Here is an 18,769-nt window from a genome sequence, read left to right as displayed (position 1 = left end):
AACAACCTTGCTAATTATACAATACCGGCATGCTAATGCAAACAAAAAAATAGTGTGCCTGCATGCTGATTTTTCCATGCGATTGAACTACATATTTATACATGATACGATAAAATAAAAACGGGAAGGACGAACAAAAATATGACTGAAAATATCCACCCTATGATCAGGAAATCTTGCTCAAGAAAATTAGTCGCTGTCTTAATTGGTATTGTAATAGCACTTGCCGGAGTTTGTTCAATTATTTACAGTGGTATTTTGTCAAATAAGCTTCAGGAAGAAAAAATTGCTTTCTCAGAAATATATCAAACAGAAAACTATAATTACGGCGGATATATATATGTTAATATTGCTGAAGAACCGCTTGAAATAGGTCATTACGATGATGACGAGCAGTACTATTACATAACTGACGGCAATGACATCTATATAATGATATGTTCCAAGTCAAAATACGATGAGATCTCATCTGCAATAAAAGCAAACGGGACTTATAATCTTGTAGGCTCCATTGCACACCTGTCCAACGAAGTCATTGCTACCGCTATGGAAATATACAACGATGATGATACATCCTCGGACCCTACAGCTATCAGAGAGAAATTCACCGCTTACTTCGCAGATATTGCAATAAGCGCAAACAAATCCGCTACCAACGTAGAATTACTTATAATACTCGGAATTTTCTTATTGGTATTTGCAATTATAATCATACTCGCTGCCGGATTGGAATACTTATCATATCGTAGGACGCTCAAAAAAATGTCCGATGCGGAATCTGAAATGGTCTACTCAGAGATGGAGAGTCCTCAGACTGTATTTATAAAGAAGTGTAATACTTATCTAACTCCCAGGTATATAGTCAGTCTCGGCAACAAGCTTGAGATTCACAAATATACGGACATTCTGTGGGCATACCGCTTTGACCAGAGTCACAGCTTTGTTCCTATACTGACCAATATAAAGGCAATGACTTCAGACATGAAAACGGTCAACATAGCCGATATGCAGGGCTTAACCGCAGGCAAAACGCAGATCATAAATCAGATTCTCGAGCAACTACAGGCACACAATCCCCAAGTTGCCATTGGCTACACCTCCGAATATATAAATCACTTCAAGGCGCTTCGCAAGAGCCAGCGCAATTAATGCGATCACTTTACGCCCCGGCATAATAGCTAATACTCAGAAATGTTTGTGTACGGCTGCGCAGTGATTTTCATACTTTCAGAAAACCCGAAAATGCCTCCTTTCGACGTTGCTCAGAGAAGTCGGCATTTTCGGGTTTTCTGAAAGTTGAAAATCATCTTGCTCGTCCGAAAACTGCACATTTCTGAGTATTAGCTATTATGCCGGGGCTGTTTATTGAAGGGCTATTAGATATGTACTGGTATTTATCTGAACTTACTCATCCATTCATAAATGCTATATACTCAGGATCTTTTTGAAATTCTTCTAAATTAGCTACCACTTCCTCATAGCTCATTTCCCAATAATTTGGCTTTCCTTTTTCCATCAAATATGCTCCAAAACAAATGCTATAGTCATGAACCACTTTGCCTTTTTGACCATCAGTATTATACCAATGAATATATTCCTTAACATTCGACGGTTGCGAATATATCTTAGGTTTTCCTTCGGAATCATATTCTTCACTTATATAATCAATAAATTCATCGCTTGATAGCTCGTGCTCAGATTGTGCATTATTGTATGCGTATATATTTACTATAAACTGATTTTTATCGCCATCCTCAATCCCATGATAGAAAAACCTTTTTTTAGGCTCATAACATAGAGCAAAAGCGGTATTCTGATCATAATATAATAATTCAAGCTCCCTTTTTTCTTCAGCCTCTTTCTTTGCTTCTTCTTTTAATTGATTAAGATGTATACCATAAAATATTACACCTATGAGTAATAAAGAAATAATACAGATTATAAATGTTGCTTTCTTTTTCACAAAAATCCTCTCGTGCCCTGTGGCGGAAACTCTTGACTTTATCAAGGTTCTTCCTTTTCTTTGAATACTCATCCTTCAATAAATGGATTATATTCAGGATCTTTTTGGAATTCTTCTAAATTAGCAACGATTTCTTCATAATTCATATCTAAAATTGATTTCTCACCTTTTCTTACTAGGTATACAATAAAAGATGTTTCATATCTATCAATCTTTTTCTTGCCTTCATTAAAATACCAATCAATATATTCTTTTATAATTTCAGGCTGTGAATATATCATAGGTTTTCCATCTGAATCATATTCTTTGCTTATATATGTATAAAACTCATCAAGTGTCAATTCATGATCCGATTGAGCATTATATGCATATATGGAAATAGCAGTATTTTTTTTATTTGCATTTTCAAAACTACAATAAGAATATATTTTACTAAAATCACAAGTTAGCCAAAACGCTGTATTCTGTTCATAATATAAGAATTCAAGCTCTCTTTTTTCCTCAGCTTCTTTCTTTGCTTCTTCTTTTAATTGATTAAGATGTATACCGTAAAATATAACGCCTATGAGTAATAAAGAAATAATACAGATTATAAATGTTGCTTTCTTTTTCACAAAAATCCTCTCGTGCCCTGTGGCGGAAACTCTTGACTTTATCAAGGTTCTTCCTTTTCTCTGAATACTCATCCTTCAAGAAAAGGATTATATTCAGGATCTTTTTGGAATTCTTCTAAATTGGAAATAAGTTCTTCATAGCTCATTTCCCAAAATGGTGGTCTGCTTTTTTTGGCTAAAAAATGAATAAAATATTTTTTGTATTTTTGAATAGTATCTTCACCTTGCCCTATGGTCCAAAACCAATCAATATACCCCTTTATATTAGGTGGCTGCGAATATATTCTGGGCGTACCTTCAGAATCATATTCTTCACTTATATATGCAATAAATTCATCAATTGGCAATTTATTCTGAGGACACACGATGTTATATGTATATATCGAAATCACAACATAATTTATATCTGAATCATCAATACCATGATAATAATTTATTATGTCCATATTAGAACACAATCTAAAAGCAATATTCTGCTTGTAATATAAATTTTCAAGTTCTTTTTTTTCATCAGCTTCTTTCTTTAATTGATTAAAATGTATACCATAAGATATAACACCTATAAGCAATAAAGAAAAAATACAGATTATAAGCGGTACTCTTTTTTTCATTTTTGTCAATGCTCTTCCAAATATTTTTCTACCTCTTCAACACTCATCGCGTCTATTTCATCCGTAGATTTATTTTTATTCCTCGCTAAATCATTTTCCATTTCATCTTCAAGTTTTTCACCCTTATCTAGTCCCTCTTCCTCCGAGCACCATGCATTATATTTATCGAAAATATCACTGTTTCCAATTTTATTGCCATTTTCATCTTGTTCAAATTCCTTTTCAAATTCTTTTATCATTTCATCAACAGTATAATTTGTTCCCTTTTCTCTATTGTATGCTTCAACACAAAATAGAAGTTTCTTCTCATCAAATTCAGGGTTATAAACATACACACAGTCGCCATCTTTTTCAGTAATTTGTACTACCGTTCCTTTAACAAACATGCAGTGTGCATAAGTGCCATAATCCATCGTGTCGAAATCACTCATTAATTTTTCCGCATTATTTATCTTCTCCATTTCAGCTACCATTTCTTTTACTGTCCAATACTCTAATGAAATAGAACTTTTGGTGCAGTAATCGACTGCGTACAATACAGTCTGTTCTGCCAGAAATTTAGCTGCATCATCCGGTACATTGACAGCTGTTCTTTTTCTATTTATTTCTCTAACAGATTGGTTAATATTTTTATTTATACCATAAGCACTTGAATATGGATATACCATTATTGACCTTGCATTTTTGTCAAAAGGTTTTTTCACATTAGGATCATAATATTCTCCCGGACAGCAATCTATTCGTGCTAAATAAATGTTTCGTCCCCCAGAGTTTTCCTTATGACTAATATGAACATAATTAATATAACCTGCTCTTGGCATGTCATCAAAGATACTATCAATCAGTACCGCACGAGTAAATTTATCTGATTTTACAAAATCATCTTCAACTTCCTTTAAAACATTTAGCATTATATCGTGCCTGTCTATTAGGATACCAAGTTTATCTGACACCTTGATTAAAGCAGAACCATCATCATACTGCGCATTACAAAAAAGTGACTCTATTTCCTCATCCGTCATTTCAAACATCTCACCAGCTAATACTTCATATTCTATAGAAGTAAAGTGATAAGCATCATTAAGGTCATCTTTTGCTTTAAACCATTCGCTAATTGCATCCCAATCGTAATTATCACCATTCTTAAAATAATTTAATGCTGATTCCCTTGTCGCTGCATATGCAACAGTTTTGTGCTTTATCTCATTAAGCGGCAATAGATCATTATTGGATGTTACCTCCAAACGGACACCTGCGCCGTCTTTCCTTACTTCAAGCTTTGTATTTTCAAATCGTCCGCCAAATTCTAACTTCGTTATAGCATTAGGAACTGCAACGCCTTTCTTCTTATTCTCCTTTATTTGCTCATCAACTGAAGATAAAAGCTGATATGCAAGTCCACCCTTTTCAAGATGTTTTAGTGTTCCTTCAATCTTTTCCTGGTCATATGCAACATACTTTTTACCATCAACGACTTCCATATATAAGAATCCCTGGACAGTAGCATTGATGTTAGCTATAGCATCTGCGTCATTTGAATCGTCATCATCACAAAGAATTTTCATCTGTGCATCAAGATATTCAGCTGCATCTTTGTCAGTAGCAAAGATCTTAACATTCATCTTTGTGCCATTTGAAGCCGCAGCCCACAAAGATGCAAGCCCGTTATCAAGATATGATACATTTGTTCCAAGTGCAACAAGTCCTACGGAATTGTGGGCAATACTTGGATTGTAGATTTTCATGGCATCAAGAGCCCCTGCGGTGTTTCTGATATTATCCTGAAGTAAAGCTGATTTTCCCGTTATATCTTTTTTGAACATCATCGACTCTGCATATTCATCGAACATTTCAAGTTTTTGGATACATTTATCCATGCATCCTCCATTACCGCAAAATTCATCATAGATTTCACGTACCGGTTTGGCGTCGAAATATTCAAAATCTGTAAGATCGCTGAAGTCATTTATAACTTCTCTTACCATGCTTTCAATCTCACAACCAAGCACATCCATTTCTTCGTAACGTCCTTGATGATCTTTCTTTATATGCCTTAACACCTCTCTACTTATACGCGCTTTTGGAGAAGGGTCAACCATCTCTTCAAAAGCTTCTTTTACATCCGCACAAGCCATGTACAGTTCTTTTTGAATGTTACGATTTTGGACATGGAGCTTATCCCTTTGTCCGTTACCTATAAATTCTTTTGATGCATCAGCAGCTCTACCACCGTAAGTCTCATTATTGTAGTATTTGCCATAGCCTGCTTCAAGATACATTGCCTTTGCGCCGTATCCATCAATGTCCTGCGCAAGGTTATCCATAAAAGCCTTGAATTTTTCTGCGTCAAATTGCTTATCTTCAAAATCTCTTAAATATATCTCATCATTATCATAAAATGACATTATCTTACCCTCTTAGTATTTATCATCGTCAAGAGAAGCAAGCTCGGCCTCGAGCTTACTTATATGATTTCTATATTCGTCAATCATTTCTTCCAGTCTTTCTATAGCTCTTTTTATAGAACTCATAAACTGAGCCGTATTACTCAGGAACGCATCTGTTCTAATATTGATCTCGAACTGGTATTCCTCTGAATTTTGTTCGAGCTTACCTCTGAACTTTTCACCAAAAGTCATATCATATATACGCTCAGGCTCATAAACATCATTCTCTACATCTGTACGTTTTCGGGACATAGATTCGTGTATCTCTTCAAGTCTGCTCTTACGCCCCTTACATTCATCTATTTTACGTTCATAGCTATGTATCTCATGTTCAATATCACTTCTTCGACTCATTTAAACTACCTCCGGCATTTTTACTTTCAACCGTGAGGCTCTCACTTGCAGCATTATCAACTGCAATCATACTGTCTCTGACTGTATATAAAGCTCTTGGAAGTGATATGGACGCTTCCTGTCTGTATAAATCTGCTGATGTATGCACGTTCTTTAATGCTTCAATAATCTGTCTTCCTGCGGTAAATCCCTCCAAGCAACTTGTGTTTTTCAGTGCGTCATCTGAAAGCACTAAATTTTCTGCCGCGCTTTGAATATCCCCAACGATTCCCGTGAACACGTTTGTGTCCATGAAAATATCTCTTTCTGCCATTTTTCTCCTTTTTTGTTTCCTATACAAAAATTAAGTTTTAATATTTTATTAACAATTCTATCATTCATGTGGATCTTTATCAATGTAAAATCGGAAAAACAGAAGATTTTGTTGGAGATGTTTGTAAGATCAATGAAGATACTCAGAAACTCGCATATCGCTTGGTTAATACAACACTTATGCTCCGCAACTGGTTTATTGATAAAAGGATATCTAAAGATTAAAGTACTCGTCATCATGACATTTAGAACAAAGAGTCGCTCGCGACTCTTTCGCGCGCGAGCGGTATTGCGAAGCAATAAATTACCTTTCCGCGAGCTGCGCATCCTGCGGAGCATTTTTATATCATAGGAAAGCACTTTCCTATGATATAAAGAAAGTGGTGTGTAAATTCAATCATCAAACACACCACTTCGATTTATTAACTCAATATAGCGTTCTACTGTCAAACGCACCTAAACTTTAATTCCCGAAATTTATATTTCTCCAAATCTGACTTTGGCGTAGGCTTTAATTGCTTCTACGCATTTTTCAAAGCCGAGTTTACTGCTGTCGAGGCAGAGGTCGTAGTTCATGGCGTCGGTCCATTTGCAGCCGGTGTGGTGTTCGTAGTAGTCGGCTCTGTATTTGTCTTCTCTTGCGATGAACTTTTCAAGTTCATCGGGGGGAAGGCTTTGTACTTTAGCGGCCTGCTCCATAAGGAAATCCTGAGGGGCATGTACGAAAACACTTATGACATTGTCATAATCTTTAAGGACAAAGTTGGCTGCGCGTCCGATTATGACACCGCCTGTGGTCTCGGCGATTTTTTTGATCGTGGCTGCCTGAAAATTAAAGAGGTTATCAAAAGAGGTAAAGTCTTTGCTGTCAGGGCCTAAGATCTCACCGGTGTAAACATTGGCGGGCATTTTGAAGAAGCCTATTGTTCTGCAACGTTCATCGGCGTCCAGAAAAAGGTCTTCGTTTATCCCGCTCTCTTCGGAGGCAAGACGCAAAAGTTCTTTGTTGTAATAATTTATTCCAAGGTCTTTTGCCAGCATCTTGCCGACTGTTCTTCCGCCACTTCCATATTGTCTTGCAATTGTAATAGTAACGTTTTTCATAGTCTTCACCTCCCAGTTCGCACTGGCCTCCGCAAGTGCTCTCAGCTTACTCCTGGGATATTCACTAAGCTCGTGAAAAACCTCGCTAAGTGTATCCCCATGGTTCGCACTAGCCTCGATAATACCTCGGCAAGTGCTCTACTCACCTAAATATGCTTTTTTTATAGACTCATCGTTTAGAAGGTCTGCTGCGTTTCCTTCTTTTACAATCTTACCTGTTTCAAGGACGTATGCTCTGTTGGCGATTGAAAGAGCTTTTTTGGCATTCTGTTCAACCAAAAGAACTGTTACGCCGTCTTTGTTCACGTCTTCTATGATATTAAATATCTCATTTACAAAAATAGGAGAAAGTCCCATTGAAGGCTCATCCATCAGGATAATATCGGGATGAGACATAAGCGCTCTTCCCATTGCGAGCATCTGCTGCTCACCGCCTGAAAGTGTTCCGGCAAGCTGATTTGTTCTCTCTTTAAGTCTGGGGAAACGAGTGTAGATTTTTTCAAGTGTCTCCTGAAGTTCTGCACTGTTGTCTCTTGTGTAAGCTCCCATCTTAAGATTCTGGAGAACCGTCATCTCTGCAAATACTCTTCTTCCCTCGGGAACCTGAGCCATTCCCATTGATACGATCTTGTGTCCGGGAATCTTGGTAAGTTCCTCTCCCTTATATTTTATCAAACCTTCATCTGCTTTGATAAGTCCTGAAAGTGTATGAAGTGTTGTTGTTTTTCCTGCGCCGTTTGCTCCGATAAGCGCAACAACTTCGCCCTTGTTCACCTTAAAGGAGATTCCCTTAAGAGCCTGAATAACACCGTAATATACACTTAAATCTTTTACTTCTAAAATTGGTTCCATATACACCTCGAAAATATTTTATGCAAGCACTCTACTCACCAAGGTATGCCTTAACTACCTCAGGATTGGTCAAAACTTCTTTTGTCTCGCCCTGGCAGAGAACTTTACCGAAGTTAAGTACGGTAAGCTTCTCGCAGATTCCGGAAACAAGCTTCATGTCGTGCTCGATAAGAAGTATCGTCATGTTAAACTCTTTTCTTACAAGAGCGATAGTTTCCATAAGTTCTTTGGTCTCGTTGGGATTCATTCCCGCTGCAGGCTCATCCAGAAGAAGGAGCTTGGGATCTGTAGCCATGGCTCTTACGATCTCTAACTTTCTCTGCTTTCCGTAAGGAAGATTTGAAGCAAGAGTATCTCTTTCACCTGCAAGATCAAAGACATTAAGAAGGCGCATGGCCTCATCATCTATCTGCTTCTCAACCTTCTTGTATCTTCCTACATGAAGGAGACTTTCGAGTGTGCTGTATTTATATCTCTCGGAAAGTCCAACCTTAACGTTATCGATAACGGACATCTGCTTGAAAAGTCTGATGTTCTGGAAGGTTCTTGCTATTCCCGCATGATTTATCTCTATTGTATTCTTTCTTGTGATATCTTCACCGTCAAGCTTGATCTTTCCTTCATTTGGCTTGTACACGCCGGTAAGAAGATTGAAGACCGTAGTCTTACCCGCACCGTTAGGTCCGATAAGGCCGTATAGTTCACCTTTTTCAATCGTCATATTAAAATCGTCAACCGCACGAAGTCCACCGAAGGATATGCTCAAATTGGTTACATCCAAAAGTGCCATTATTTCACCACCTTAACCTTTTTCTTAAATCCGAAATTCGCAAATGTTCTCTTTCTCCACTCGATTACCTTTGGTGACCAGTTCACGATCATCATTACGATAAGAACTATTGAATAGATAAGCATTCTGTACTTATTAAGTCCTCTCAAAAGCTCGGGAAGAAGGTACAGTATGCATGCAGCCACAACGCTTCCTCTGATATTTCCGATTCCGCCGAGTACAACATATACAAGGATCATAATTGATGCGTTATATCCAAAATACTGTGATGAAGCCGTAAGTGTAGTTATGTTATGAGAATAAAGAACTCCGGCTGAACCTGCGATCGCTGCGGAAATTGTAAATGCCAGCATCTTGTATCTTGTGACATTGATTCCCGAAGCTTCTGCTGCGATATGGTTATCTCTGATAGCCATGATAGCGCGTCCGTCTCTTGAATTGATAAGATTAAGTACGATAACAAGAGAGATAAGAAGAACGCCGATTCCTATCATGAAATTTGCATCCTTTGGAGTTCCGGTAATACCCATGGCTCCGTTTATGATCATTGTTCCATCGGACTCAAGATTAAGTGCCATCTGGTTTTCCATCGAAAAATGAAATCCCTTGCTGTCTACTCCGATGTAAAAAGCATTTATTACATTCTTAATGATCTCACCGAAAGCAAGTGTAACAATGGCAAGATAATCGCCTTTAAGTCTGAGTACGGGTATACCGATAAGGAAACCGAAAAGCGCCGCAACAGCTATTCCGATAATAAAAGCTATAAAAAATCTTGGGCCGGAAGGAATCTTATCCGCCATAACCTTGGAAAAAGTAGCGCTGGTAAAAGCACCGATACACATAAATCCGCAATGACCGATACTGAGCTCACCCAAAATACCAACACAAAGATTGAGCGCAACCGCGATAATCGCATAATATGTCATAGGAACCAGTAATCCGCCCATATGACTTGAAAGCTTTCCCGTCATCGCAAGCACTTCCACAACCAAAAATGCAGCAATAACAATTCCGTAAGTGATTAAATTATCTTTTGTCTTTTTGTCCATATGCATAGTCGTCACCTCTTTAAACCTTTTCCTGAATGACTTTACCAAGAATACCTGTGGGCTTAACAATAAGCACAATTACAAGAATTCCAAAAACTATGGCATCAGACAGCTGTGAAGAAATGTAAGTCTTACTGAGGATCTCGACAATTCCAAGTACTAGTCCTCCGATCATTGCTCCGGGGATAGAACCGATTCCACCCAAAACCGCTGCGACAAACGCCTTTATACCGGGCATTGCTCCGACATATGGAGACAGGTTGGGATAAGCTGAGCAAAGAAGAGCACCTGCGATAGCCGCAAGCGCAGATCCGATCGCAAATGTGAGCATGATAGTCTTATTGACATTTATTCCCATAAGAGTAGCAGCTCCCTTATCCTCCGCAACAGCAAGCATCGCCTGTCCCTGTTTGGTCTTATTGATAAAAAGCTGAAGGCATATAAGAATAACGAGACTTATCACGATAGTAACAATCGTAACGCCCTGAATCTTGAGCTGTCCGCCCGCAAATGAAATTCCCTTCCATGTGATCACTGATGAAAAAGACTTTACATCGGCACCGAATATAATAAGCGCAAGATTCTCAAGGAAGTAACTTACTCCGATCGCAGTGATAAGAACTGCCAAAGGTGAAGCTGCTCCTCTAAGAGGCCTGTATGCAATAAATTCAGTGGTAATTCCAAGTAAAGAACACAGAACAATAGAAACGACAACAGCTATAACGGTTCCCATTACGCCATTTCCGCTCAAAGCACCGCTTATTGAGAAAATCACATAGCATCCGACCATGATAAAATCGCCGTGTGCAAAATTAAGCATCTTGGCAATTCCGTAAACCATGGTATATCCAAGTGCTATTATGGCATAAATACTACCAAGACTAAGTCCGTTGATGAGATAAGTAAGAAAGCTCATCGTATACCTCCAAAAATATTTCTAATAATTCTTATGATATAAATGATACCACAAACAGCTTTTCTTTTTACTGTTCCGTGATATGAAAACGCAGGACACCCTATGAAGGTACCCTGCGTAGCACTTCACTGTGCAGTTAAGATACTAACCTTAAAAATCGAACAAACCGGCATAACCGAATTACTCTGCTGATACGTAAGCGCCTTCCTTGATAACAACAGCCTTAGGCTCTTTGTTAGGCTCACCTGAAGCTTCCCAAGTCATCTTGGCAGATGTAAGACCTGATGCCTCAATCTCTGTCATAGCACCCTTAAGGGCTTCACAGATATCTGATGTGCTCATGTCGGGAGTTACGCTCTTAGCCTCAAGTGCCTGCTTGATGATGTATACTGCATCATAAGCATCAGCAGCGAACTGGTTGGGAACTTCACCATACTTTTCCTGATAATTCTTTACGAAGTTAACTGTAAGATCATCCTTTGCATCAGCAGCGAAAGGTGTAAGAAGCATTACGCCTTCAGCAAGCTTTGTGTCGAAATTCTCAACGGAAAGGATTCCGTCCATACCGTCAACACCGAAGAATACAGGCTTGTAATCCATTGTGTTTGCCTGTGTAAGGATAAGTGAAGCTGCCTGATAGTAAATAGGAAGGAATACGAGGTCAGCGCCTGCATCCTTAGCCTTCTGAAGCTGAACTGAGAAATCAGTAGCATTGTCCGCTGTGAAAGCTTCTGAAGAAACGATCTCAAAATTCTTATCCTTTGCTTCTTCTGTAAACTTCTGACAGATACCGCTTGAATAAACGTCTGAACTGTCATATATGATACCAACCTTTGTTGCAAGGTTGTGATCTGCTATATACTGAGCTGAAGCAATACCCTGGTTGGGATCTGAGAAACATACACGGAATACGTTGTCATATTTAACGCACTCTTCAGCAGATCCTGAAGGTGTAAGCTGGAACATATTGTCAGCCTTTGTGTTTTCTGAAACAGCGATTGAGCAAGCACTTGTTGTTGAACCTACAAGAATCTGCATTCCCCAATCCTTAAGTGTATTGTATGCATTTACTGACTTCTCTGCATTGAGCTCGTCATCTTCCTTACTGTACTCAACCTGATATCCGTTGATACCACCTGCTGCGTTGATCTCCTCAACTGCAAGCTCTGCAGCGTTACATACAGCATTACCGTATACTGCAGCTCCGCCTGTAAGAGGTCCGATTGCACCGATCTTAAATGTAGCTCCGTTGTCAGATGAGCTCTCTGTTGCCTGTGCAGGCTCCTGTGAATTTGTTGTTGCTGTGCTTGCAGGATCAGTACAACCTGCGAGCATTGCAGTAACCATGGCAGAAGTCATAAATGCGCTGATAACTTTGTTAAACTTCTTCATAATATTTCCCTCCTAAACGAAAAGCAAAAATCAAAATGTATATTTGTATACAATCTTGTTTTTATTTTAATTAGGTTAAAATATCAAAAGAAAAATGTCAACACTTTATTTAATTAAAATTTATTCTGTAATCTCTCTTGAGATTCATCTTTTCACCGAAACCTTCATAAGACAGTGAAACAACAAACGGTTCCCTACTGTCTGTATACGCATCATAACATGCCACCCCGTCCAGATACACGGTATATCCCGTTTCTTCATCCAGGTAATCACGCTCAGCTCCGGGCTTTAATACAAGCTTATGCTTTCCGGCTTTTATCTCAACAGCATTCTCCAGTGGAGAACTATCCTTCGCAAAGTCTTTAAGATATATAACTTCTTCTCCCGGAACCTTGATCACATATCTCACGTCTTTACCGATCTTTCCGGCATCTATCCCGCCGATTCTGTCAAGAAGCGCCGCGTAAGCACTGTTATTAAGAAGCTCACTGTCATTTATCTCGATAACAAAACTTGAAGAATCAAAATTCTTGTACTGCGCCGCTCTTCTGATAAAAATGTCTTCTTTAGCAAGGTTCTTTAAACGAGCATAATATCCGTCAGCCTCAGAAAGCCTCTTAGCAACATACGCTCTGAACTTATCAAAATTATTGGGCTCACCTTCAGCCCTGTAGTTTCCGTCACTCCAACGCTCTTTATCTCTAAGATACGCTCCCGAGGAACAAATATCTTTTTCATATTCATCAAGCATCTTCCGGATTGTATCATCAGACCAGGCGCCCTTACGAAGCTGCGCAAATCTGTCACAGCTCTTTTCCACAATATCGGCGCAGTCTCCCGCCATGATCTGTCCAAAATAAAGATCCTCGAAAAGCAGATTGTAATAAGGCTTATGTCCATACTGAAGATAGCCGTTCTTTACATTCGGAACAAACATATTGCCCCATGCAACATCAAGATCCCACGGACAGTAATATGAATAAAATCCGTCGGGAATATCTCTGACAAAGAGATAATAATTCTTAAAGAGATTATCATCTCCCTGGACCAAATTGATAAACAACGTATAATCAATCGCATTATCTATATCAATGCACTTTTTGAGCGCGTTCACATTAGATGAATTGTTCTGAAGATTCTCAAGGTAATCCATCAATGGATCCCATCTGTTCCCATTATAGCTTTCTTCGTCCTCACCTGCGGGCAAATTCACAACGCGCCATCCCAAAAGGCCGCCGTATTCGTTATATGCCACCTCTGACGACTCGACTCCGACAAGTCTTTTATAGAATCCCACATATTCCTCATTCTTGGAAATACCTATCATCTTCTCATCCGGAGTATATCCCAACGCATAAAGCCCGCTGTACTCTCCGTTTATAAAGAGCTCCAGGAATCTGTATTCCACTCCGGTCGTTATTTCGTAGCGGTTATTCTTATTGCAGCTGTTAAACCACAGATTCTGACTGAAAACATTTCTCACTTTCTCCGCGTCATTATAGGCCGGATAAAGAATGTAATCGTCATCCTTGCGCATCCCAAGAAGCGACATATTGCTACTTTGAGGATTGTCGCTTTCTTTACTGTGCACCAATGATATTTTCAGGGGTTTTTTGGGAAAAGATCTTGTATTGCCGCCGCGAATCCTTATAAAACCTTCAGATGACATATCTCTGGTCGCACACTGCTTCCTGTTATCATAAAGCCGCATGTTCATCCCGGTCTCAAACTCAGTAATCCCGCCATCGCATTCTATATTCATAAGAGGCAGAAATGTGCAGATAATCTTGCGAATGCAGTAATTATCATCATTATAAAAGATACACGTAAGTGGAGTATTATTCGCGATCGCATCATCCGTAATCCCCGAATTAAGAAAAGCGAATTGCATATTTGCATCGCCTGTTACATCGACGGAAGGGTTATAAGCTGTTTCCTTATCATCTATAAGAGAATAGAAAAAAGCTCCGGCCGCCTTATCATAGAAAAGTTCCTGCTCATCAAAGCACACTTTAAGACTCATATCATCCGTAAGTGCCCTTGTTTTCTTAATTTCTTCGAACCTGTTATTGTCAATTATATGATCAGAAAGATAATCTTCACTTACATAACGCAAAAGTACCAGCGCTGCAAGAGAAAAAAAACTTACTGCTATTAAAATGGCTATTTTTCTAGTCATATCACCCACCAAATCCCAAAACAATACATATAAAGTACATCAAACTAATTAATTATGCAATATTAGCCTAATTTGCGTTGCATTAATCACTTATGCTTGCTACAATTAGCTAAAGGGGGAATAAAATTATGCTTCAGTTGTCTTACTTGGGGATTGCATTTGCTTTTGTTTTCTACTTAATCTTCGGAATAACTGTAAAGTTCATGACTCTCAGTATTTATGACCAGAACAAAGCCAGACTCGGAATTGTCCTGACATCTTTACTTGTCTTTGCAGTGTCTTGTTTTTCTTCCGGATTTATACATATCCAATCCGCCAGATATATCTATGGTATTTTATTCTTTCTTTTCTCAGCAATATCATTGTTTATCTTTGTTTCTCTGATAGTTGAACTCCATCAGATTACTACACGTGCAAAAATGCGCCGTTTCATGGTTCTCTTCGACATAGTCGATCACTACATAAACGAAGGTAAAACAAATGAAGAGATCATGGAATATCTGACTGTTATACAGAATTTGTCCGTAAAAGAGGCAAGTGATTTCCTTACATTTATAACAGATCCCATAAATCATGAATTTCTTTCAGATGTAAATGCCCAGATACGTGAAGCGCAGTTACTGAAAACCTGATATATATTGTAAATAATAAGACCTAAATTCGGCAATCGAACTTAGGTCTTTCTTTATGTCTGCATCATACAATTCTGAATTCATCAAACTGCGGATCTTCAACAAAATCCATTATGAGGTTAAGCGGCGTAAGTCCGATAGCCTCATGATGAATCTGCTCTTTGATAACCATCTTCTCATAGGAAGACAGATTCTTAAACTCCGGATGACTCTTCTCATATTTCTCGCTTAACTGATCGAATAAGTTGTACTCCGGATCGCCCCACGCAAATACCTCTGCTGTCTTCAAATTTGGTTTGAACGGAGAATATTGCAGCTGGCTATTTTCCATAGGAAGTCGCTCCTTTCTCGTCAAAAAACACAAATCAACACGATTGGTACGTTTCTACTAAATAATATCATATTTTAAACAAAATTTCATAAATTTTTAGTATTTTTTTATTTTTTGTACCAAAAATGAGAAGAAGAAGGAGGAGCTTACGCCCCTCCTTACTGTTATTTAAATGCAATCTGTGCAAAATTGTAAAAACCAAGATACCAGATATTGAAATCATGAGAACCGTTAAGTTCCTGCCATGTAAAGTTCTTACCTGAAACAAACTGGTTACTTACTGCCGGAAGATTCTTTGCTGCGGCAGAAGCACTCTGATAAGCTGTTCCATCCTGAAGTCCACAGATATTGTAGAAATAGTGGATAGGATACTTATTATCCTTCAGAATTGACGCTGTCTTATCTGCAGTATTACTTGTCGGTGCAGCTGAGAACGCTCCAAAGTATCCGAATAAGTCTACACATTCTCCCAGACCGATGTTGATTGTCTGCATACCGCCCATTGAAAGACCGGCAATTGCTCTGTGATCTCTGTCAGCGTATGTGCTGTAATTAGAATCAATATATGGAATAAGATCGTTTCTAAGTTCTTTTCCGAATGAATAGAAAGAATCTGTCGATCCGCTCTGTGAAGCCTTTCCGTTAGGAGTTACCACGATGAATGAATCAATATCACCATAGTATGAAAGGTTATCCATAATGGCCTTTACCTGAGAATTGTTTCCTGTCATTCCCCACTCGTTTTCATTACCACCGATTCCATGAAGAAGATAGAGTACGCTATACTTCTTGTCGGGGCTGTAGTTTGCGGGAAGGTAAATATTTGCCTTCTTTGTATATGTACGGCCGTTTGAAGAATCATGAGCCGTGTATGAAATGCTCTTAACAGTACCTGCTCCTTCGCCGTTTCTTACTGCAGAATACTTTGAAGGAATGCTGTTAGCTATTGAAGCAGTAGGATTTGCATGTGAGTTGTTTGTCTGACCACCCTGCTTATTATCTGACTGTTTGTTATCTTTCTGGTTGCCCTGCTGATTTCCTGTCTGCTTGTTATTATCCTGCTTATTATCATTCTGCTTATTGTTATCGTTCTTCTTATCCTGCTGTACAGGCTGATCTGAAGAATTAACAGGTTCAAATTTCCACTGCTGGTTCTTCTTGCCGTTAGCCTTCCACTGGCATACATTTGAACCGTCAGCTGTCTTATGCTGATATACATCAAGCACTTTTGCGCCGCCTGAAGACTTTGTTCCAATTGTATAAACGCCACTTGTCTTAGTAGGCTTTACAACAAACTGCTGAGCGTCATGACCGACTGCATCATAGATCTGGATATTTGTGCCATCCTTATTCTCTCCATATGCTACATCGAGCATGAACTCTCCGAGTGCTGACTTAAGAGTGATATAACCGTCTCCCTTATTCTCAACATACCACTTCTGGCCCTTTACGCCTGTGCCCTTACTGATAATAACATTGGTAACTTTCTTTGCGTTATCATCCTTTACCGTAAGATACTTCTGTGAATTGATATCTTTAATATAATACCATCCATCTCTAATCTCGCCGGAAACATTGCTGTTATTTGTCTGTCCGCCGTTTGCCTGTCCGTTATTTGGCTGAGGTGCAGGCTGTGGTGTGGGCTGAGGCTGTGGTGTGGGTTGCGGTTGAGGCTGAGGAGTAGGCTGCGGCTGTGGTGTAGGCTGCGGCTGGGGATCCGGAGTATTGTTCTTTTCCTGTCCTCCGTTTCCTGCGTTTGAACCATCAGTGTTTGCCTTCCAGCGATCAAATGAGAAATTGCCCTTAAATACAAAGCAGATATCCTTTGATCCTGTAACACTCTTTACGTTTCCTGTGAAGTCCTTATATGAACCTCCTGTACTTGATACATTGATTGTTCCGAGTACATTTCCTGAAGGAGATCCTTCTCTTACTTCAATGCTGCCGTTTCCGTTACTCTGAACAGTTGCGGTGATTGAAGATACACCTTTGGAGAAGTTTACACCCTTAACCTTTGTATAATCTCCGTTGTCTATATTTGTAACCCAGGCCTGTCCGTTTGAATTACCTTTTACTCCGATACCTGCCTGTGTGAACATTGTCTCTGCTTCAACCCCGTTATAAGGATCAACGCTTGGATTCATTGGTACACCGTTAAGAGACTGCTGAATCGTATTTATCTTGCCGTTTGAAACATTAACTTTGTCAATGTGTGTTGTTCTGTATCCGAGGTTCTGTCCAACCACTTTAGCCTCTACAGTATGTGTATGATATGCCATGTAGTAGTTGCCCTTGAACTCAAAGATCTGGTGATGGTTATTTCCGTCAGATCCCTTGAATGTATTTCCCGGATTAGCCATGATCTCACCCTGATGGTTAAAAGGTCCCATAGGGTTATTACTTGTCATAACCTGAATTGTTGCATTTCTGAATCCATTGCCGCAATTCCAGTTTGAGCAATATGAATAATAATATGTATTACCAATCTTGTTGATACCTGAATCTTCAAAAAGATAAGGTGCATCAATTGTTGCTGCACTACCTGAAGTACTTACCATATCTGCACCGAGCTTGATAACTCTTGCTGTCTTGGGATGAGCATTCTGTCCATTCGGAACACCGCCACCAAAATACAGATATCCTGTTCCGTCGCTGTCTACAAGTACAGCCGGATCAAAGAGCCACTCCACGTTACAGTTGGGAGTTTGCTTTGTAATAAGTGCATGACCGATCGGATCCGTCCATGGACCTGTAGGACTGTCAGCCGTCAAAACGCCGATACTGCTGGCATTATTTGCAAAGTATAAAAAGAACTTGTCCTTTCCGTTTATCTTCTTTGTACAGATAGTAGGTGCCCATGAATTGCCGGCCCATCTTGCCGCTCCGTTTCCACCTGCAATATTAAATGCACCGTGATCTGTCCAGTTTACAAGATCCTTTGAGGAATAGCAGTTTAACTGATTGATCTTTGCATAAGTATTTTTATTGTTTCCTGCAAATTCCTGAGAATCGTTTGTTGTATATATATAAACCGTATCGTTATATACGAGTACGCCCGGATCCGCACCGTAACTCTGCGTTACAAGCGGGTTATTTTCATTATCGCCTTTGACATAGCTTCCTCTTTCAACGCCTGCGGCCTGAACTGTTGCAGCTGAGCCGATAACAAGCGTACATGCCATAGCTACGCCTAGCATTCTTTTAATTGACTTAACCATAT

The 18,769-nt window shown here is 39.2% G+C and carries 17 protein-coding genes; 2 read left to right on the top strand and 15 right to left on the bottom strand.

Annotated elements, in window-relative coordinates:
- Positions 1 to 141: 141 nt before the first annotated feature.
- Positions 142 to 1,149, top strand: a complete 1,008-nt coding sequence (locus tag T356_RS0111235; RefSeq protein ID WP_026514562.1) for a DUF6709 family protein — start codon at positions 142 to 144, stop codon at positions 1,147 to 1,149.
- Positions 1,150 to 1,408: 259 nt separating this feature from the next.
- Here T356_RS0111235 and T356_RS0111230 read toward each other — a convergent pair whose 3' ends face one another.
- From T356_RS0111230 to T356_RS0111170, 13 genes are all read right to left on the bottom strand, one after another.
- Complete coding sequence (locus T356_RS0111230; protein WP_155839027.1) at positions 1,409 to 1,963, bottom strand: hypothetical protein; 555 nt, start codon at positions 1,961 to 1,963, stop codon at positions 1,409 to 1,411.
- Between the two features lie 68 nt (positions 1,964 to 2,031).
- On the bottom strand, positions 2,032 to 2,577 hold the full coding sequence (locus T356_RS0111225; protein WP_155839026.1) for a hypothetical protein: 546 nt from the start codon (positions 2,575 to 2,577) through the stop codon (positions 2,032 to 2,034).
- A 68-nt stretch (positions 2,578 to 2,645) separates the two neighbouring features.
- Positions 2,646 to 3,188 carry a hypothetical protein gene (locus T356_RS0111220; RefSeq protein WP_026514559.1) on the bottom strand — a complete coding sequence of 181 codons (543 nt, stop codon included), beginning with the start codon at positions 3,186 to 3,188 and terminating at the stop codon, positions 2,646 to 2,648.
- 5 nt (positions 3,189 to 3,193) lie between these two features.
- Positions 3,194 to 5,593: a hypothetical protein gene (locus tag T356_RS19255; RefSeq protein ID WP_035780986.1), complete on the bottom strand. Its 2,400-nt coding sequence runs from the start codon at positions 5,591 to 5,593 to the stop codon at positions 3,194 to 3,196.
- 12 nt (positions 5,594 to 5,605) lie between these two features.
- Complete coding sequence (locus tag T356_RS0111210) at positions 5,606 to 5,989, bottom strand: YwqH-like family protein (RefSeq protein WP_026514558.1); 384 nt, start codon at positions 5,987 to 5,989, stop codon at positions 5,606 to 5,608.
- Positions 5,973 to 6,302, bottom strand: coding sequence for a hypothetical protein (locus T356_RS0111205; protein WP_026514557.1), 330 nt, complete (start codon positions 6,300 to 6,302; stop codon positions 5,973 to 5,975). Before T356_RS0111205 ends, T356_RS0111210 begins: the two co-directional genes overlap by 17 nt.
- A 476-nt stretch (positions 6,303 to 6,778) precedes the next feature.
- On the bottom strand, positions 6,779 to 7,405 hold the full coding sequence (locus tag T356_RS0111200; RefSeq protein ID WP_026514556.1) for a cytidylate kinase-like family protein: 627 nt from the start codon (positions 7,403 to 7,405) through the stop codon (positions 6,779 to 6,781).
- Positions 7,406 to 7,543: 138 nt separating this feature from the next.
- The gene (locus tag T356_RS0111195) at positions 7,544 to 8,257 is read right to left on the bottom strand and encodes an ABC transporter ATP-binding protein (RefSeq protein WP_026514555.1); all 714 of its coding nucleotides are present in this window, start codon (positions 8,255 to 8,257) and stop codon (positions 7,544 to 7,546) included.
- A 31-nt stretch (positions 8,258 to 8,288) separates the two neighbouring features.
- Positions 8,289 to 9,047 carry an ABC transporter ATP-binding protein gene (locus tag T356_RS0111190; RefSeq protein ID WP_026514554.1) on the bottom strand — a complete coding sequence of 253 codons (759 nt, stop codon included), beginning with the start codon at positions 9,045 to 9,047 and terminating at the stop codon, positions 8,289 to 8,291.
- A complete protein-coding gene (locus T356_RS0111185) occupies positions 9,047 to 10,105 on the bottom strand; it encodes a branched-chain amino acid ABC transporter permease (protein ID WP_026514553.1) in 1,059 nt (352 codons plus the stop codon). The genes T356_RS0111190 and T356_RS0111185 overlap by 1 nt, the downstream gene beginning before the upstream one ends.
- Positions 10,106 to 10,118: 13 nt before the next feature.
- Complete coding sequence (locus T356_RS0111180; protein ID WP_026514552.1) at positions 10,119 to 11,015, bottom strand: branched-chain amino acid ABC transporter permease; 897 nt, start codon at positions 11,013 to 11,015, stop codon at positions 10,119 to 10,121.
- Positions 11,016 to 11,195: 180 nt separating this feature from the next.
- The gene (locus tag T356_RS0111175; RefSeq protein ID WP_026514551.1) at positions 11,196 to 12,407 is read right to left on the bottom strand and encodes an ABC transporter substrate-binding protein; all 1,212 of its coding nucleotides are present in this window, start codon (positions 12,405 to 12,407) and stop codon (positions 11,196 to 11,198) included.
- A 109-nt stretch (positions 12,408 to 12,516) separates the two neighbouring features.
- Positions 12,517 to 14,586 carry a CotH kinase family protein gene (locus tag T356_RS0111170; protein WP_026514550.1) on the bottom strand — a complete coding sequence of 690 codons (2,070 nt, stop codon included), beginning with the start codon at positions 14,584 to 14,586 and terminating at the stop codon, positions 12,517 to 12,519.
- Between the two features lie 128 nt (positions 14,587 to 14,714).
- Here T356_RS0111170 and T356_RS0111165 point away from each other — a divergent pair, with 128 nt between their 5' ends.
- Positions 14,715 to 15,218 (top strand): hypothetical protein, encoded by a 504-nt coding sequence (locus T356_RS0111165; protein ID WP_026514549.1) that lies wholly within the window; start codon positions 14,715 to 14,717, stop codon positions 15,216 to 15,218.
- Between the two features lie 64 nt (positions 15,219 to 15,282).
- On the opposite strand, the gene T356_RS0111160 is transcribed toward T356_RS0111165, so the two are convergent.
- Positions 15,283 to 15,549: a hypothetical protein gene (locus T356_RS0111160; protein WP_026514548.1), complete on the bottom strand. Its 267-nt coding sequence runs from the start codon at positions 15,547 to 15,549 to the stop codon at positions 15,283 to 15,285.
- A 164-nt stretch (positions 15,550 to 15,713) separates the two neighbouring features.
- Complete coding sequence (locus tag T356_RS20450) at positions 15,714 to 18,767, bottom strand: family 43 glycosylhydrolase (RefSeq protein ID WP_051563389.1); 3,054 nt, start codon at positions 18,765 to 18,767, stop codon at positions 15,714 to 15,716.
- Between the last annotated feature and the right edge of the window lie 2 nt (positions 18,768 to 18,769).

Source organism: Butyrivibrio sp. LB2008 (genome assembly GCF_000621565.1).
In the GTDB taxonomy this organism is placed as follows: Bacteria; Bacillota; Clostridia; order Lachnospirales; family Lachnospiraceae; genus Butyrivibrio.
The sequence above is the reverse complement of the archived record's forward strand: the minus strand, read 5'-3'. Positions and strand labels throughout refer to the sequence as shown.

Coding starts and splice junctions, on each gene's coding strand:
- T356_RS0111235 (WP_026514562.1), top strand. CDS start 142: ATGACTGAAAATATCCACCCTATGATCAGGAAATCTTGCTCAAGAAAA.
- T356_RS0111220 (WP_026514559.1), bottom strand. CDS start 3,188: ATGAAAAAAAGAGTACCGCTTATAATCTGTATTTTTTCTTTATTGCTT.
- T356_RS19255 (WP_035780986.1), bottom strand. CDS start 5,593: ATGTCATTTTATGATAATGATGAGATATATTTAAGAGATTTTGAAGAT.
- T356_RS0111210 (WP_026514558.1), bottom strand. CDS start 5,989: ATGAGTCGAAGAAGTGATATTGAACATGAGATACATAGCTATGAACGT.
- T356_RS0111205 (WP_026514557.1), bottom strand. CDS start 6,302: ATGGCAGAAAGAGATATTTTCATGGACACAAACGTGTTCACGGGAATC.
- T356_RS0111200 (WP_026514556.1), bottom strand. CDS start 7,405: ATGAAAAACGTTACTATTACAATTGCAAGACAATATGGAAGTGGCGGA.
- T356_RS0111195 (WP_026514555.1), bottom strand. CDS start 8,257: ATGGAACCAATTTTAGAAGTAAAAGATTTAAGTGTATATTACGGTGTT.
- T356_RS0111190 (WP_026514554.1), bottom strand. CDS start 9,047: ATGGCACTTTTGGATGTAACCAATTTGAGCATATCCTTCGGTGGACTT.
- T356_RS0111185 (WP_026514553.1), bottom strand. CDS start 10,105: ATGCATATGGACAAAAAGACAAAAGATAATTTAATCACTTACGGAATT.
- T356_RS0111180 (WP_026514552.1), bottom strand. CDS start 11,015: ATGAGCTTTCTTACTTATCTCATCAACGGACTTAGTCTTGGTAGTATT.
- T356_RS0111175 (WP_026514551.1), bottom strand. CDS start 12,407: ATGAAGAAGTTTAACAAAGTTATCAGCGCATTTATGACTTCTGCCATG.
- T356_RS0111170 (WP_026514550.1), bottom strand. CDS start 14,586: ATGACTAGAAAAATAGCCATTTTAATAGCAGTAAGTTTTTTTTCTCTT.
- T356_RS0111165 (WP_026514549.1), top strand. CDS start 14,715: ATGCTTCAGTTGTCTTACTTGGGGATTGCATTTGCTTTTGTTTTCTAC.
- T356_RS0111160 (WP_026514548.1), bottom strand. CDS start 15,549: ATGGAAAATAGCCAGCTGCAATATTCTCCGTTCAAACCAAATTTGAAG.
- T356_RS20450 (WP_051563389.1), bottom strand. CDS start 18,767: ATGGTTAAGTCAATTAAAAGAATGCTAGGCGTAGCTATGGCATGTACG.